The organism is Cuniculiplasma thermophilum, from assembly GCF_052315355.1.
Taxonomy (GTDB): domain Archaea; phylum Thermoplasmatota; class Thermoplasmata; order Thermoplasmatales; family Thermoplasmataceae; genus Cuniculiplasma.
This window is the reverse complement of record NZ_JBLSDF010000020.1, coordinates 1-15717: the sequence shown is the minus strand read 5'-3', so window position 1 is coordinate 15717 and position 15717 is coordinate 1. Positions and strand designations below refer to the sequence as shown.

The window sequence follows — 15717 nt, the reverse complement described above, 5'->3', positions numbered from 1 at the left end:
ACTTCAGAATACAAAAAAATATTTTTTCTTTTTAAAGTAAGTTTTTGTTCTTTGATTGATAAAATATTAACTTGTTGGGAAATCCTGTGATTCCATATTCTGGTATTTTCTGCCTCTCTTTCTCTTGATACTGGCCTTAATATCCCCTTCACTTATCTCGGGTGGTAATTTAGCGCCGTTCATGTATTCATAAAGAATGTACTTATAGATGTTCATATAAGTGAAATTGAATATCATACCAGCAACAATTAGAACAACACCTATCGCAATAACCGCAATTGTGAGCATTAATGGAAGTATGGGGAAGAGAAATATTAGGCTTAGGATTATTATGATTAATCCACCAAGCGTAAATGCAAGAGTGTATAAATCAACGTAGATTATTCCACCAAATGTCCTTCCAAAGTTCCTTGTTATAAAACCTGTACTCTCCTTAATCGTTTCTATTGGACCGGTCTTATTTCTCATTATTACTGGAATTGCAAAAAATGTCGCAATTGCAATAGCATAAGATGCCACAGCTGCGATTAATATGGTGGCAATTCCCCTGAATCTTCTCTCTATTGCCCTTATTATCATTGTAACTATGAAATAGAATACTGCCCATTCGAAAGCCTGCTTTTTATATTCCCATGCCTTTGAAAGAGACTCTCGAATGGTCATTGGCTGACCATCAAGAACCGATCTGTAACCGATTAGCATTCCAATCAGGAAAATTAAGGAAAGAAAAGATACAAATATGTAGGCGATCAGGAAGGCTCCTATGTATATTACATAATTTCCATTGGAGAAATTAAATGGTATGGTTACAAAAATAGCTAGAAATGTGAATATCATAATTCCAACGCCAACTATACCGGAAATAATTGGATAAAGATATGCTCCCCTGTCCCTGGATACACTTTTTCTTACTGATCTAGCAAGTCTCCATCCTGCCTTCATCCTTTCAAACATAATGAGTAAATATGAGACTATAATAAATATTTAACTATACCTGATATTAATAGAAGATTGACAATATCCTCTCATCAAAGGACGAAAAATAGCAAGGATTATACACGAACAAGATAGTATCCCGAATTTTGTGTAAGAATAAATGAAATATCTCCCTCAGCAACAAAAAAATTTCATGAAACATTAAAGGGTGAATCTTTAAAACAACCACAGGAGGCAATGAATAGTGGATGAGTTTCATAAAAAGATATGAGAAATTGCAAAGAAGACAGTGTAGAAGTTCAAGGAATCTCTCATGAAGGGAGCACATCAAGTATCCTGAATATATAAGCAGATCAATACATTCTACAAATCTCATTGAAAGAATGAGCAGGGAGATAAGGAAAAGGATCAAGATCACTGATTCAATGCTGTCGGAAGAGAGTGCAATGAAGATCATTTATCTGATAGCCGCAAAGATAAATGATCAATGAGATCATTGAGAGGATATCATAAATGCATTCATGAGATTAAGGAAATGTTCCATTACACTTATCCTTCATGATTGCACAAGATTTGGTACGCTATGTTTGTATAAATATTATCAATACTGATGAATATAAAAAATTGATTCAGAAATCCAATGAAAACGCATGACAAATTGATCAAAATGTAAAAGTGTGCAAAAAGGATAAATATATTTTAAGGATAAGGCAGAGCCTCATAGATTGATACGTAGAGTATCAAAGGACTGGTGAATAAATGCCTGAACAAGAAAAGAAAGAAGATTTCCAATATATAGTAAGGATTGCAAACAAAGACCTTAATGGAGAAAGAAATGTCGTCCTGGCCTTGGCAGACCTCAAGGGGATTGGTATCAGATTTTCTGAAACCATTGTGAAGAAACTTCAAATCGATAAGCAGAAGCAGCTCGGTGAACTATCTGAAGAGCAAATTCAGGAGATAAGAGAGTATGTGGAAGCCCAGGAATATGAAGACCTTCCCTCATGGATGCTGAACAACAGGAAAGATCCCCTTACAGGTAAGGATATGAACCTGGTAAGCAATGATCTTGAAATACAGATTCAGGATAATATTAACCTGATGAAAAAGATAAGATCATACAAGGGTATTAGGCACGAAACAAAGCATAAGGTTAGAGGACAGAGAACGAGAAGCAACGGAAGAAAGGGTCTTTCTGTTGGTGTACAGAGGAAGAAGGAGTGAGATAAATGGGTGATCCAAAGTTTCCCAAGAAGAGGTATTCAACGCCCAGACATCCCTGGGAAAAAGAAAGAATTGATGAGGAAAGGGCCCTTGTGGTTAAGTACGGACTTAAAAACAAGAAGGAACTGTGGAGAAGTCAGGCTATGCTTGATTCTGTGAGATCACAGGCAAGAAATCTACAGGCAAAAATAAGATCCAATGATCCGGTTGCCATTAAGCAGCTGAATCTTCTTCTCGCAAGATTAAACAGATACAGAATTACTTCAGAGAATTCATCCCTGGATGATATACTGTCACTGAATATAGAAAATATTCTTGAAAGAAGGTTACAAACCCTGGTTTACAGGAAGAATCTTGCAGTTACTCCCAAACAGGCAAGGCAGATGATAACTCACGGCCATGTCATTCTTAACGGAAGGAGAGTAACTGTCCCTGGACTCATTGTTGAAGGAATTGAAGAGGATTCCATATCCTATGTCCAGAATTCCCCATTCACTGATGAAACGCACCCTGTGAGAAAATTACTGGCAGGCGTGGCAGAAGAGGAAGAACAACCTGCAAAGGAAAACAAGGAAGAGGAGGCTACAGAAAATGAATAAAACTGGAATTGCACATATTTATTCTTCACAGAATAATACAATTATAGTTGTAACAGATCAGACCGGTGCAGAGACACTTGCCAAAGCATCTGGTGGAATGGTTGTTAAAAACGACAGAGATGAGTCAAGTCCTTATGCAGCAATGAAGGCTGCTGATCTCATATCTGAGAAGTTAAAGGAGAAGGAGATAACTGACCTGATAATAAAGGTAAGAGCTCCAGGAGGTAACAAATCCAAGATTCCTGGTCCAGGTGCACAATCTGCTATCAGGGCACTTTCCAGAGCAGGATTCAAAATTGTAAGGATTGAGGAAGTTACCCCAATTCCACATGATGGGACAAAGAAGAAAGGTGGAAAGAGGGGAAGGAGAGTTTGATGAACGGAGAACCTGAAATAAAAATACTTGAATTGAAGGAAGGATTCATAAGGTTTGAGATAAGAAATATATCATCCGGGGCGGCTAATGCCCTGAGAAGAACACTCATTAACGATATACCAAAACTTGCCATAGATAAGGTCATATTCAGACACGGACAGATAAGAACCAGTGATGGAAATGTATTTGATTCATCATTACCGCTGTTTGATGAGATGGTTGCACACAGGATCGGTTTAATTCCCATTAAGACAGATCTAAAGATGAATTTCAGAGAAAAATGTTCCTGTGGAGGAAAAGGTTGCAGCCTCTGCACAGTATCGTATAATATAAACAAGACTGGCCCTGGACTGGTAACAAGTGCAGATCTTCTTCCATTTACCGGTAATGTGGATCTTGTTCCAACTGATATGAATATTCCCATAGTGAAACTAGGACCAAAGCAGGCACTTCTGGTAACTGCCGAGGCCTATATGGGTACGGCATCAACACACATAAAATGGCAAGTGACCTCAGCTGTGGCATACAAGTATCACAGAGAGTATGATATTCCCAAGGACGATAATCCTGAGTGGAAAAACATCAAAGAGAAATACAAGGGATCAGTAGTTGCAGAAACAAATGAGATTATAACAGTTACAGACGATTTCCCAAAAAGAGAAGTTATGACATTTATAAATACGGCACTACGTAGAGCAGTAGTCGACAAAAGACCAATTGTTACAAGGGAAGACCAGAACAGATTTATATTCCACTTTGAAACCGATGGCTCTCTCACGGCCAGAGATGTTCTCCAATATGCCATTAAAAGATTACCTGTCAGGCTAGAGGAACTTTACGAAAGTATGGTTACCCCCGACTAAATTTTTAAACCTGTAATAACTCTATGGAACATGCCCTTTCTTAAAAATTTCATAGAGACTGGCAATGAGTTATTTGAAAAGATAAATTCACTTGTTTTCAAAGAGGAGAGGACAGGCTATACAGGAATGGGCGCCGATGGGACTCTGACGTCAAGACTTGATAAGTTATGCGAGGATGCAATAATAAAAAGGGTTCAGGACCTTGACCTTCCATTCAATATTGTAAGTGAGGAGGTCGGTATTATGGACAGAAAATATGAGAAAAATCTTGTAATTGATCCTCTGGATGGCACCTATAACGCGGAAAATCAGATACCTGCATACTCTATGTCTGTTGCCATTATGGGGGATAACTTTGATTCCCTTGAAGAGGCCCTTGTATTTAATCTCGCCACCAAGAACTATTTTTATGCAGAGAAGGGAAAGGGTGCCTACAGAAATCAGACAAAACTAAGAAAGACTACACAGAGAACAGGAGCGAGTGTTATTTATTCACTCAGGGGAGAGAATGTACCTGACTTTTTAAAGCGTGGAATAAACAGGAGAAGGATTCTGGGATGTGCATCTCTGGAAATGGGGTTCGTCTCAAACAATTCAATAGATTACGTTGCCTATATAGGAAAGGAAAAAGAATTGAGAAATGTGGATATTGCAGCAGGAGTTTTACTTGTACGTGAAACGGGGGGATTTGTTCTTGATCAAAACCTCAAACCCCTGAACATGGGGCTGGATGTAAGAGAAAGAAGGAATATGATTGCCCTTTCTGCAGCCTACGAAGACGTAATTAAGGGGGCAGTTTAATGAAGGTCGCTTATATTGTTAGAAAAAACTGCCCAAGATGCACAAAGATTGTTGAACGTATAGACGCAATAATACCACCTGAATGGGAAAGGATATACGAAAACGAACTTAGGGGTGCCTTTACAGGGAAGGAATTCAGGGCACTGGATGAAATAAGTGCCGATATCCTATTTACAATTGGTGGGGACGGCACTGTTTTACTTGCAGCCCAGAAAGCAAAGGGTGCCATACTTGGAATAAATATGGGTGCCCTTGGTTTTCTCAGTGAAGTTGAAATCGGCAGAGTTGAAGAAACCATATACAGGATAGTCAGAGGGGAGCATCGTTTTGTTGAGTTCATGAAACTTGAGGTGAGAATCAACGGAGAAATTGTGGGATATGCAATGAATGAGGCAACTATCCACAGCAACAGGGTTGCAAAGGTCAGAAACTTCAAACTATATCTTGACGGCATATTTGTTGAAAGAACAAGGGGCGATGGAGTTATTGTTGCTACACCCATAGGTTCAACTTCATACTCACTGAGTGCAGGAGGTCCAATCGTGATGCCAGCAACTGAAGCCATGGTTATATCCTACATAGCACCTGTAACTCTGAGGATAAGACCCATGGTTGTTCCATCGTCCTCCATTCTGGAAATTCTGGTTACAGGCCAGGATCAGGATTGTACCGTCATTCTGGATGGACAGAGAGAGATACCTTTCAATTCAGGTGACAGGGTAACCATAACCAGAAGCAACAGACCCTTCAGATTTATCACGGTCAGAAGGGATTTTTACGCAAAATTAAGGGAGAAACTGTTAAAAGATGTGGTCAATTAGAAGAAGATTGTTAAAAATGGTAATGGAGGCATCCAAGGATATATATCCAAAGGAGTTTGGTGCATTACTCAAGGCAGAGCATAATGTGATCTATGAAATAGCCATACTTCCCGGTACAATTAACGGGGACAGCCATACAATAATGTGGATGGGAAATAAGCCAATTGACTTCTCCATAGTTGGTTCCGTTCATTCCCACCCCTCGGGAAACATGAGACCATCTGAGGCCGATCTTCATATGTTTTCCAACAGTGGTGCAGTTCATCTCATACTTGGATTCCCTTACAATATGGATGATTTCAGGGCATATAATAGAAGTGGGGAAGAGATTAAAATAGAAGTTATTTAGAGATCTCTCTCCTCTGGTCCTGTATATTCGGCAGCAGGTCTGATCAGTTTGTTATCGGCCACCTGTTCATTGTAATGGGCATTCCATCCAAATATCCTTGAACATGCGAACACCGGAAGATTGAATATTTCCTCTATTCCCAAGAAATCCATCAAAACTGCTGCAAATAGATCAACGTTTGCCGGAATTCCCTTCTTTTCAAACATGTAATTCTCCACATATTCAGCGGCCTTAAATCTTGCATAGTCAGGGGCAATCCTCCTCAGTTCTTCCTTTACATACTGTGCCCTTGGATCCTTTTTCTTATATACCCTGTGTCCAAAGCCCATGATCTTTTCCTTATTGGCAAGTTTTCCTTCAACGAAATCCCTGGCATCCTGTTCATTCTTTATCTTTGATAGGTATGACAGGACCTCAGAATTGGCACCTCCGTGAAGGGGGCCTTTCAATGTTGCAAGAGCAGCTGTGACTGCGGAAACCGGATCAGTAAGGGTCGATGCGGCAACCCTCAGGGCAAATGTGGATGCATTGAATTCATGCTCCATATAGAGTATCATCAGCTTTTCCAGCGATTTCCAGTAAGCTTTTTTTGATGGATCTGCAATAAGAGAGAAAAATTTCTCCACAAAGAATTCACCCTCCATTTCTTTCATTGGCCTTCCATAGGCAGCATGGGCTGAATATGCACTTATGAGAGGCAACTTTGCCTCCATCTGAATGAACGTTTCATTGGTATCCCCTTTACTGTAGTGGATCAATGAAACTATGCTTCTGAGATTTCTCATTATGTCCTTTTCCTTGAGTATATCCATAATGGATTTTGTCTTTTCATCCAGTTTCATTTCACTATCAAGCTTGTTACGGAAACTCTTTAATTCTTCATTCGCTGGTAGCTTTCCATACACAATAAGATATGCAACTTCCTCAAAACTCTTTCTGTCTGCAAGATCTACTGCCCTGTAGCCTCTGTATAATAGATTACCAGATGCACCTGTCGTTGCTATTGATGTGCTATCCACTACAACATTGGCGAGACCCTTTGGAACCTTAATTTCATCTGTCATAACTGTGTCCTCCTTTTGGAGAGGTCAATGTCCTCAACCTCGTATTCACTGTATCCGATGATTTCATAAAACTGTTTTCTGCTCATTATTTCATTTATAAAGTCCCTCTGGGTTCCCCTCTCCATGAGCATCTTGTATATTTCCTCTGTCTTCTTGAGTATTCCTCTAAATGCTGTGAGGGGAAAAATTACAATATTGTAACCTATAGATTCCAGTTCTTTTACTGACAGGAGAGGTGATTTTCCAAACTCTGTCATATTGGCCATGAGAAGCCCCTTTACCTTTTTCCTCATTTCTCTGAACTCCTCTTCGCTCTCCAGTGCTTCTGTGAATATGCAGTCTGCTCCTGCCTTGATGTATTCCCTTGCTCTTTCTATGGCATCGTCAATGCCATTTACTGATCTGCTGTCTGTTCTTGCGATCAATAGAAAATCCTTATTTTTCCTTGCCTTTACGGCTGCATCTATCTTGCTTGCCATATCCTCCAGACTTACAAGTTCCTTTCCGTTGAGATGCCCACATTTCTTTGGAAGTACCTGATCCTCAATGTGTATACCAGAAACACCTGCCTGCTCCATCATCCTTACTGTCCTGGTAACATTAATTGTTTCGCCAAAGCCCGTATCACAATCCACTATTATGGGCATTTTGGTAATTGCCGTCATTTTTCTTGATTCATCGGCAACCTCGGATAGAGTTGTCATGGCAAGATCGGGAAGACCCATCATTCCTGCAATCCCGGAACCTGATATGTAACCTGCCTTGAAACCTGCCTGTTCTGCAATAATTGCGGAGATGCCTGAGTATACTCCGGGTGCAACCACCATGCCTTTGGATAACTGATTTCTCAGTCCGGATGGGCCTTCATTGATCACGTCTCGAAGCCTGGACGTTTCTCATCACCTCCATGAGTTCCTCAGGGGATCTTGATTCAAAACTCCTTGCCAGAGATACAACATCCTTTGCGGAATCCTCCCCCATAACTCTACTGGCCTTGGCCATAACATCATCCCAGGTATAGGGTTTTTTGTTGTGCCCCTTGGGTGCCTCCAGCTCCTCCTCATATGTTCCTCTGTCAGTCTTGACACTTATTTTAACAGGCAGATACTCCGGGTACATACGATCAAATCTCTCTGTGACGCGGAATTTCATTAAATCAATTTTTCTCAAAATTTCAGGATCATTCAGATATTTTGAATCGTAGGAAGTTGGCAGTGGGTCCCCATAGGTGAGTGTATATGCAATAATATATGGCATGCTGTGGTCTGCAGTTTCTCTTGTTTTTGGTCTTAATTTCTCCGGATCCTTTATTATTATGGTGTTTGCAACTGTGAATGTTTCGACATTTATGCTCTCTATATTTCCTTCAATCTTATTTTTGAGGTTTGACGCGACTTCAGCTGCACTCATTGCGTGATACTCAACAGGATAATTCTTGATCATGGTCTTTCCAATCCTTCCCTTTGTGAAGTCTGGATTCATTTCACCAGATACCTGTTTAAAGAATCCCATCTCTCCTTCAAAAATTGGGGCCGGACCTGTGAATCCAGATTCTGCAAGTAATGTTCCAAAAACGCTGTTCCTGCAGGCGTTGGCTGCAGTTGCACCCTTCCACATACTGAGCTCACCTGCTCTGGTCTGCCTGAGGCTTATGTTATTGTTTATTGAGAGATTGAGCGCGTGGGCAAATCTCTCCTGATCAAGATTTAGAAGATGCCCCAGACCTGCGGCCGAAGACACACTCACGTACGTAACGTGGTCCCATCCCCGGTCTCTTATGGAAACAGCATCCGATAGACCACATACGGTTTCATAGGCCACGCCTGATGCCTCTATTATATCCTTTCCCTTATAGGATCCGCCCTCTGACATGGCAATTATTGGAGGTATATTGTCAGAGGGGTGAAGCGCCTCCTTTGACAGATATGTATCATTATAATCGAGATACCTTGTCATTGTGCCATTTATAAAAGCCGCATTTTCAACCGAAGCGGAACTGGCGGTGAAGAATACAGTTGCATTCTTTCTTCCGGAGGATGGAAGAAGTGACTTCATGGCTATTCTTACTGGATCTGAATAGAATGCACCATAGGATGTCACTGTGATATCGGCGATCCTCTTCTTTATCTCCTCAATGTCTTCCTGTTTCAGACCTTTCTCTCTTGTTCTCTCTGATAATTCAAAAATATTCTTGACGACTCTATCCATAAAAAGGGATACAGGGAAAACTAATAAATTGTGTCTTTTTTAAATATTACTCATCATACATTCTCAGTATTTATCTCTCTTTCTCCCTCCGCGGGAAGACTTTCTTTCCCTGGGTTTGTACTCAGGCCTTCTTGCGTAAGCTTTTGGTCTTCTGAATGAACGCCCCCCTTCATCCTTGCGCCTCTCCTGTGCCTGACCCTCCATGGGAAGTTTCTCTATGTTCACACCTGCAGTTTTTCGTATTCTATTCAGAATATATTTCTCATCAGGAAGGATTATGCTCATTGCAGTTCCTGCCTTTCCAAACCTCGCAGTACGTCCAACGCGATGGATATAGGTCTTATCTTCCCTGGGTAGATCGTAGTTTATTATGTGAGTTATTGATGGTATGTCCATTCCTCTGGCTGCAACATCTGTTGCCACAAGGAAACGCTCACCTCCTCTGAAGCGCCGTATGGAATCCTCCCTCTGCCTCTGGGTGAGATCACCATGTATCTGAACTGATCTATAGCCCATCTTTCTGAGCCTGTCACTGATGAATGAGGCACCGGACTTTGTGTTAGAGAAGATTATTGCCTTCTCTGGATTATAATCCTCAATATATCTTACCAGAAAATCCACCTTATTCTGATGCTCAGATACGACATAATCGTGCTTTATATCCACCGGAACCTCGTCCTCCGATGCATTTATGCTCTCTGAGCCCTCCATAAACCTTGATGCGAGGTCCTTAACGTCCGGGGTCATGGTTGCAGAAAAGAGAAGCATTCTCCTGTCAGGATTTGTCATCTCGATAATTTCTGAAACATCATCATAGAATCCCATATCCAGCATCTGGTCGGCCTCATCCAATACAACATTTTTCACACCAGACAGGTTAAGAAATCCTCTGCCAACCATATCCTTTATTCGGCCTGGAGTTCCAATGACAAAGGCAGGTTTCATTCTTAAATCCTCGGCCTGCCTGTTTATGGAGGCACCGCCATAAACAAGTGCCCCTTTCAAGCCGGCATTTGAAGCCATTTTTTTGAAAACATCATATACCTGCATGGCCAGTTCTCTGGTTGGAAGAAGTATCAGGTTCTGTATGGCCTTCTTCTTCTCCGTCCCATTGATCAGGGGAATAAGATAGGCCCCTGTCTTTCCGCTACCTGTTTTTGACTTCACGAGAACAGATTTTCCCTGAAGCACTGCAGGAATCGTCATTTCCTGAATATCAGTTGGTTCAATAAAATTCATTCTCTTTAAAGCATCAAGCAATTCTTTTTTTAAGTTCATATCTTCGAATTTACTCATTTACGCACTTCTCTTTTGGTAAAACAGTTACTTTTTTTCTGTTTTATTCCATATGTTTTAGGCGTATATAGATTAAACCATTGTTTCTTTCATAAAATTATATTGTATTACATATCCGTTTTTTCATTCTTCTTTCCTTATAGCGGACAGCTTATGTGAAACAGAGTTCTGTCTGTCCAGTCTGTGATCGATCCTTATGATTGTCTCTATTCTTGGTATTCCCATTGCAATTATGGCCTCTTCGCCTTTTCTTATGACTTCAAGTATCTCTTCCACAGAATCTGCTTCCAGAACGGTTGCCATTCCATTTGGGTAATATTTTATTCCACTCTTTTCAAAAACCTCCAGAGCTGCCTTAACGTACTTTGACGCGGAGGTACCTTCGCCTATGGGGTAGTAAGTTACATCTGCAACTATCATAAATACAGATCACGTCTTACTATATATGAGTCGTTTTTCAGTACAGGATGGCAAAAATGGAAATATTATGAGAATATTTCCATGAGATGGGTAAATTTTTACTTTAAATACCTAATTTATTTCTCTCTTTTCCCTTGCCATAGCGATCCTTTCTTTCATCTCCTTTATGATTCTTTCTATATTGAATCCTGGAATTTCCTCCTCATAGAGAACTACGGCCATTGGGGATAATTCCACCGTTACCTGTGAGGTCCTGAAGAATTTCACCTCCCTGGTCATTGTGGCCATCATTTTCGGTACATTATCCACTATTGAATCATACACCATTTTCTTTGAATTGGAAAGTCCGCCACCTATCATTACAGCTTCTGGATCAAATATGTTGATAAGGCTGGCTACACCCTCTTCCATGTTGTGTGTCAGTTCAGCCACAACTTCAAGACACGCTGGATCGCCTTTCTCTGCACAGTCAAAAATATGCTTGGCTTCTACATTTTCCAGAGATATTTCCCTCAAGCATTGTGACCTTTCGTATGCCTTGATTCTTTCCATAATTTTAATGGCAGCCCTTCCACCTGCAACAGATTCAAAGCAACCTTTTCTTCCACAGCCACAAACTGGACCGTTTGGATCAACAACCATATGGCCAAACTCACCAGCCATACCAAGGGACCCTCTGTAAACCCTGTTGTTCATGAAAATACCCCCGCCTATTCCGGTACTGAGTGTTAGATATATGAAATTGGAAAAAGCCTTTCCATTTCCGAATATCTTCTCTGATATGGCGGTTGCAGTTGCATCATTTTCAATGTAGACAGTCTTCTTGAGTATATCCTCGAGTATATCAGAAAGTGGAATTTCAACTCCTCCAAAAAGATTTGGCGATGATCTTATGATTCCTCTCTTTCCATCCACAGCTCCTGCAAAAACCACAGATACTGTTTCAATTTCTGAAGGTGATACATGCTCTGCATCCCTGGACATACTAACAATTTGTTCAATGAGATCCTCTGGCCTTTTAAAATCTGGAGTTCTTACCCGGCTTCTTTTCAGGATGTTCCCGTTCCTGTCTGATAAAAACATGGAAATCTTGGAACCTCCCACATCAAAGCCAAGTATCAATCTCCCTCACCTTTCTCCTTGACTGTTAATGTAAGGTTTTTCATTCCTATTACCGTAATATCTTTTCCCTTATCTATTCTTTTGCCGTCCTTGGAAACAGCTCTCCATTTTACTCCATCTATGGATACCCAGCCTTCAGGATCAATGTCTGTGTCAGCAACCCCAGTCGCATTAACAAGGGCTTCCCAACCCGTTACCGGTTTACGTGCCTGTGAACCTATGATCTTATGAATATAATAGGCAATGAAACCCCCAATCACAAATATTGCTATGGCAGTTATGATAAAATCCCCTGAAACAGGTGATGGTGAATATGATCCTGCATATGGCTGTGGCGAAATATCGTAATCGGGGGATACGAGTAGAAATGTGCCGAATAAGTCGAGTGATATGCCGGATAGCAATGCGATACCATGGGCAGTCTTAAACTCCAGAAGTACCAGCACCGAACCAAGTATGAGCATAAGTATTCCCACAAGTGAAGCATCAATCAACTGTGCACCAAGGAGACCGAGAACAATCATTATTACACCAACAGCTGTCAAGAGTACCGTGCCGTGATAAAGATCAAGAAGGATTGCAAGGGAACCTATGGATATAAAAAGTCCGTCAACGGTTGCATTGCTGAAGAAACTCATTAACTGATCAAATGGCGATTCTGTAACTATGGCCCTGTTATACGATGAAAGATTATTTGCAGCAAGAAATGTTGTGAAATTTTCAGATATTCCATTTATCAAACCAATCTGATAGGCCTGTTCATAACTGAATACCTTATCCTTGTAGACCATTTCAGCAGCAGCTGTGACATTTCTTCCGTGTGCCTGGGCAAGGGCCATCATCAGCCCTGCCATTCCATTCAGTGTGTGGTTCTCCTGTAATGCACTCCCACCTTCAACAATGGGGGTCGATGGACCGATTTCCGATCCCGGACCCATCCATATCTGATCTGTTGCCATGGCAATATATGACCCTGCAGAGGCCCCAAGTGACTCGGGAAGTATATAGGTGTAAACCGGTATGTGCATGCCCTCCGTTTGATTTATTGCGGACACAATCTGTATCATACTTGTCAGCAATCCACCAGGAGTGTTCATGCACACTACAACTGCGGCTGTACCATTGGACGTTAACCCGGAAAGTGCTCCTGTAATCATGGCCGCCGATCCAGGATCAATCTCCTCATTTAACTGAATCACCACGAGCTGCTTGCCTGATGAAGAAGATGTGAAATATGAAACATTGTGAGAAGTGCTATTTTGATCAATTATCATTGAAGTGCCGAGGAAAATTATGGCAATAAATATGGTAATTATTCCAATCACCAGTTTACCCTTTCCCATATGTTCAAATATGGAACACCATTATATAACATATCCGTGAAATGTTAATCAAAGGATCTCTGGTTATCTTCCCTTAATTATTATGAATTGCCTCAGAAACCTTCCTATATGCATTTATGAAATCATTTTGAATGTATTTAAAAGACTTTAGGACAGAGATTATGGGGAAAGGGATTAGAATAGAGAAAAAGAAAAATTCTTCATTTATACGTAAAAATAGTGATCTGTTGTTTTCCCATATTCCAAAAATTGCTTTGATTTCATAGACCTGAATTTTATGTGTATCCATTTTAAAGGGAAAAAGTTTTTAAACAGACAAAATACCCTTAAACATGAAAGAATTTTTCATCTCTGATCTGGATAGAAGAAAACCGGGAGAAAAATTGGTTATTAATGGCTGGGCCCAGGATATAAGAATACTCAAAAATGTTGGTTTTATAGTAATGAGGGATCAATCCGGCCTGGTGCAGGTTACTGTGAAGAAGGATTCTCCTTCATTTAATGAACTGAGTGGTATAAGCAGGGAATCTGTAATAAGTGTTACTGGAACAGTCCCTGAGAATGTCCAGAGTAAAATTGGCAGAGAATTTCTTGCAGAAACCATATCCTTACTTAATGTTGCGGAATCTCCACTTCCACTTGGTATTGTGGACGAGGTAGAGGTTGACTTTGATACAAGGTTCAATAACAGGTTTATGGATTTGAGGAAGCCTGAACATTCAAGAATCTTTAGAGCGAAATCGGCCATACTCTGGGGAATAAGGTCCTTTTTAATGTCACAGGGATTTACAGAAGTGCAGACACCAAAGATCGTATCTGCTGCAACCGAGGGTGGAGCAGACTTATTCAGGGTTAAATATTTTGAAAAGGAAGCCTTTCTGAATCAGAGCCCTCAACTGTACAAGGAGATGCTAATAGCTTCTGGCATAGAGAGAGTCTTCGAAGTAGGCCCTGCATTCAGGGCGGAGGAACATAATACTCCAAGACACCTAAATGAATTTACATCAATTGATATAGAAATGGCCTTCGCTGATCACAATGATGCCATGCACATGCTTGAAAATGCAATAGCCCACGGAATTGAGAATTTTCTTAACACTGTTCCAGGGGCAAAGGACTTCTCTCTTTTAAAGGAACCACCAAAGACTCCTTTCCCCAGAATAACATATGAAGAGTGCGTTTCAATTCTTGCGGAAAATGGAGTGAAAGTAGGGAAGGGTGAGGATCTTAATAATGAACAGCTGAAAATTATAGGATCAAGAATGGATGGATTCTATTTTATAACCCATTGGCCAAGGGAGGTCAGGCCCTTTTATACATCGCTCCTTGAAGACAATAAGGATTTTACAAAATCCTTTGACCTTCAATTCAGAGAAATTGAACTCACTTCAGGTGCTCAAAGAGTTCACAATCCACAGGTACTGAAAAGTAAAATTGAAGAAAAAGGTTTAGACAGTTCAAATTTTGAATTTTATCTAAAAACTTTCAGATATGGAATGCCTCCCCACGCAGGGTGGGGGCTTGGTCTCGAGAGACTCACTCAGGTCATTCTTAATCTTCCAAACGTCAGGGAAGCCTCACTGTTTCCTAGAGACAGAACCAGAGTTTTTCCCTGAACTCTTTCTCTTTCTATCATCACCATAAACAAGTCTGTCCATTTCATCTATGTCCGACGCTTCCAGCTCTTCAAGGTCATCAAGGTTCTTTTTCTTTACCATTTTCAAGACCTGATCATATTAAACAATTCAAAGATAAAAATATTTTTGTCTAAATTCCGATCTTTTATATATATACATAAAACTTTTCAATCGTGGTCAGTTAATGGTACCATCGTGCGATTATATCTTTAAACTATAATTATAAAGTTGTTCAAGAGTTTGGCATAAATTATGATAGTGTATAAGTTCTGCTGTAAAATTGAAGAAGCTCTGCGCAATTGGGATTAGAAGAAGTGAAAAATGCAGGACCAACTGTTATTTTAAGAACCTATCCAAATTTACCAATTTTTGACCATTTAATGGTTCCTCCTAAGGCTCGTTTATCCAACATGTTTTGTATCAATATGGGGAGTGCTGCAACGATATCTGGAGGTGAGTGAGATCATTCACTATGAATCGTAATGGAAACAATAAATACCTTATATTTCAAGCCTACGAGGATTTCTAAAAACCCATTCCCTGAACAGATAAGGGAACAATAACATTTATTCATGGGATAGCCATGTTACTGTGTGAGTGACCTTTACGACACAGTTCTTAGGGAAAAGTACAGGCAATATTTTGTGAATGATCCACT

At 40.4% G+C, this 15717-nt stretch carries 18 protein-coding genes; 9 read left to right on the top strand and 9 right to left on the bottom strand.

Translation table 11 applies throughout. The features are described 5' to 3' along the window. Nucleotides 1-66: 66 nt before the first annotated feature. Complete coding sequence (locus tag ACNF42_RS04840; RefSeq protein WP_443339475.1) at nucleotides 67-954, bottom strand: DUF6159 family protein; 888 nt, start codon at nucleotides 952-954, stop codon at nucleotides 67-69. A gap of 308 nt (nucleotides 955-1262) precedes the next feature. Between ACNF42_RS04840 and ACNF42_RS04835 the strand changes: the two genes are divergently transcribed. The 8 genes from ACNF42_RS04835 to ACNF42_RS04800 all read left to right on the top strand — a co-directional run bounded on the left by ACNF42_RS04835 (nucleotide 1263) and on the right by ACNF42_RS04800 (nucleotide 5969). Further along, nucleotides 1263-1427 carry a transposase gene (locus ACNF42_RS04835; protein WP_443339505.1) on the top strand — a complete coding sequence of 55 codons (165 nt, stop codon included), beginning with the start codon at nucleotides 1263-1265 and terminating at the stop codon, nucleotides 1425-1427. 268 nt (nucleotides 1428-1695) lie between these two features. Beyond that, the gene (locus ACNF42_RS04830; RefSeq protein WP_443339473.1) at nucleotides 1696-2160 is read left to right on the top strand and encodes a 30S ribosomal protein S13; all 465 of its coding nucleotides are present in this window, start codon (nucleotides 1696-1698) and stop codon (nucleotides 2158-2160) included. Nucleotides 2161-2165: 5 nt separating this feature from the next. Further along, the gene (locus ACNF42_RS04825) at nucleotides 2166-2759 is read left to right on the top strand and encodes a 30S ribosomal protein S4 (RefSeq protein ID WP_443339471.1); all 594 of its coding nucleotides are present in this window, start codon (nucleotides 2166-2168) and stop codon (nucleotides 2757-2759) included. Further along, nucleotides 2752-3135, top strand: a complete 384-nt coding sequence (locus ACNF42_RS04820; protein WP_443339469.1) for a 30S ribosomal protein S11 — start codon at nucleotides 2752-2754, stop codon at nucleotides 3133-3135. The genes ACNF42_RS04825 and ACNF42_RS04820 overlap by 8 nt, the downstream gene beginning before the upstream one ends. Continuing rightward, on the top strand, nucleotides 3135-3998 hold the full coding sequence (locus ACNF42_RS04815) for a DNA-directed RNA polymerase subunit D (RefSeq protein WP_443339467.1): 864 nt from the start codon (nucleotides 3135-3137) through the stop codon (nucleotides 3996-3998). The genes ACNF42_RS04820 and ACNF42_RS04815 overlap by 1 nt, the downstream gene beginning before the upstream one ends. 30 nt (nucleotides 3999-4028) lie before the next feature. Then, on the top strand, nucleotides 4029-4799 hold the full coding sequence (locus ACNF42_RS04810; protein ID WP_443339465.1) for an inositol monophosphatase family protein: 771 nt from the start codon (nucleotides 4029-4031) through the stop codon (nucleotides 4797-4799). Continuing rightward, a complete protein-coding gene (locus ACNF42_RS04805) occupies nucleotides 4799-5620 on the top strand; it encodes an NAD(+) kinase (RefSeq protein WP_443339463.1) in 822 nt (273 codons plus the stop codon). Before ACNF42_RS04810 ends, ACNF42_RS04805 begins: the two co-directional genes overlap by 1 nt. A 16-nt stretch (nucleotides 5621-5636) precedes the next feature. Beyond that, a complete protein-coding gene (locus tag ACNF42_RS04800; protein ID WP_443339503.1) occupies nucleotides 5637-5969 on the top strand; it encodes a Mov34/MPN/PAD-1 family protein in 333 nt (110 codons plus the stop codon). Here ACNF42_RS04800 and ACNF42_RS04795 read toward each other — a convergent pair. The 7 genes from ACNF42_RS04795 to ACNF42_RS04765 form a co-directional block, all read right to left on the bottom strand. Beyond that, nucleotides 5966-7033 (bottom strand): citrate/2-methylcitrate synthase, encoded by a 1068-nt coding sequence (locus ACNF42_RS04795; protein WP_443339462.1) that lies wholly within the window; start codon nucleotides 7031-7033, stop codon nucleotides 5966-5968. The genes ACNF42_RS04800 and ACNF42_RS04795 overlap by 4 nt on opposite strands. Beyond that, nucleotides 7030-7908 carry a methylisocitrate lyase gene (prpB, locus tag ACNF42_RS04790; protein ID WP_443339461.1) on the bottom strand — a complete coding sequence of 293 codons (879 nt, stop codon included), beginning with the start codon at nucleotides 7906-7908 and terminating at the stop codon, nucleotides 7030-7032. Before prpB ends, ACNF42_RS04795 begins: the two co-directional genes overlap by 4 nt. Continuing rightward, entirely contained in the window at nucleotides 7898-9241 is a 1344-nt protein-coding gene (locus ACNF42_RS04785) for an MmgE/PrpD family protein (protein ID WP_443339460.1), read from the bottom strand. The genes prpB and ACNF42_RS04785 overlap by 11 nt, the downstream gene beginning before the upstream one ends. A gap of 63 nt (nucleotides 9242-9304) precedes the next feature. Next, nucleotides 9305-10537, bottom strand: coding sequence for a DEAD/DEAH box helicase (locus ACNF42_RS04780; RefSeq protein WP_443339458.1), 1233 nt, complete (start codon nucleotides 10535-10537; stop codon nucleotides 9305-9307). A 123-nt stretch (nucleotides 10538-10660) separates the two neighbouring features. Further along, on the bottom strand, nucleotides 10661-10957 hold the full coding sequence (locus tag ACNF42_RS04775) for an MTH1187 family thiamine-binding protein (RefSeq protein ID WP_443339456.1): 297 nt from the start codon (nucleotides 10955-10957) through the stop codon (nucleotides 10661-10663). Nucleotides 10958-11068: 111 nt separating this feature from the next. Further along, nucleotides 11069-12079: an ROK family protein gene (locus ACNF42_RS04770; RefSeq protein ID WP_443339454.1), complete on the bottom strand. Its 1011-nt coding sequence runs from the start codon at nucleotides 12077-12079 to the stop codon at nucleotides 11069-11071. Next, nucleotides 12076-13422 (bottom strand): NfeD family protein, encoded by a 1347-nt coding sequence (locus ACNF42_RS04765; protein WP_443339452.1) that lies wholly within the window; start codon nucleotides 13420-13422, stop codon nucleotides 12076-12078. The genes ACNF42_RS04770 and ACNF42_RS04765 overlap by 4 nt, the downstream gene beginning before the upstream one ends. A gap of 332 nt (nucleotides 13423-13754) precedes the next feature. On the opposite strand from ACNF42_RS04765, the gene aspS reads away from it, so the two are divergent. Next, nucleotides 13755-15038, top strand: a complete 1284-nt coding sequence (aspS, locus tag ACNF42_RS04760) for an aspartate--tRNA(Asn) ligase (RefSeq protein WP_443339450.1) — start codon at nucleotides 13755-13757, stop codon at nucleotides 15036-15038. Here the strand turns inward: aspS and ACNF42_RS04755 are convergent. Next, entirely contained in the window at nucleotides 15000-15140 is a 141-nt protein-coding gene (locus ACNF42_RS04755) for a hypothetical protein (protein WP_443339448.1), read from the bottom strand. The two genes, aspS and ACNF42_RS04755, sit on opposite strands and share 39 nt — an antisense overlap. Nucleotides 15141-15717 lie beyond the last annotated feature (577 nt).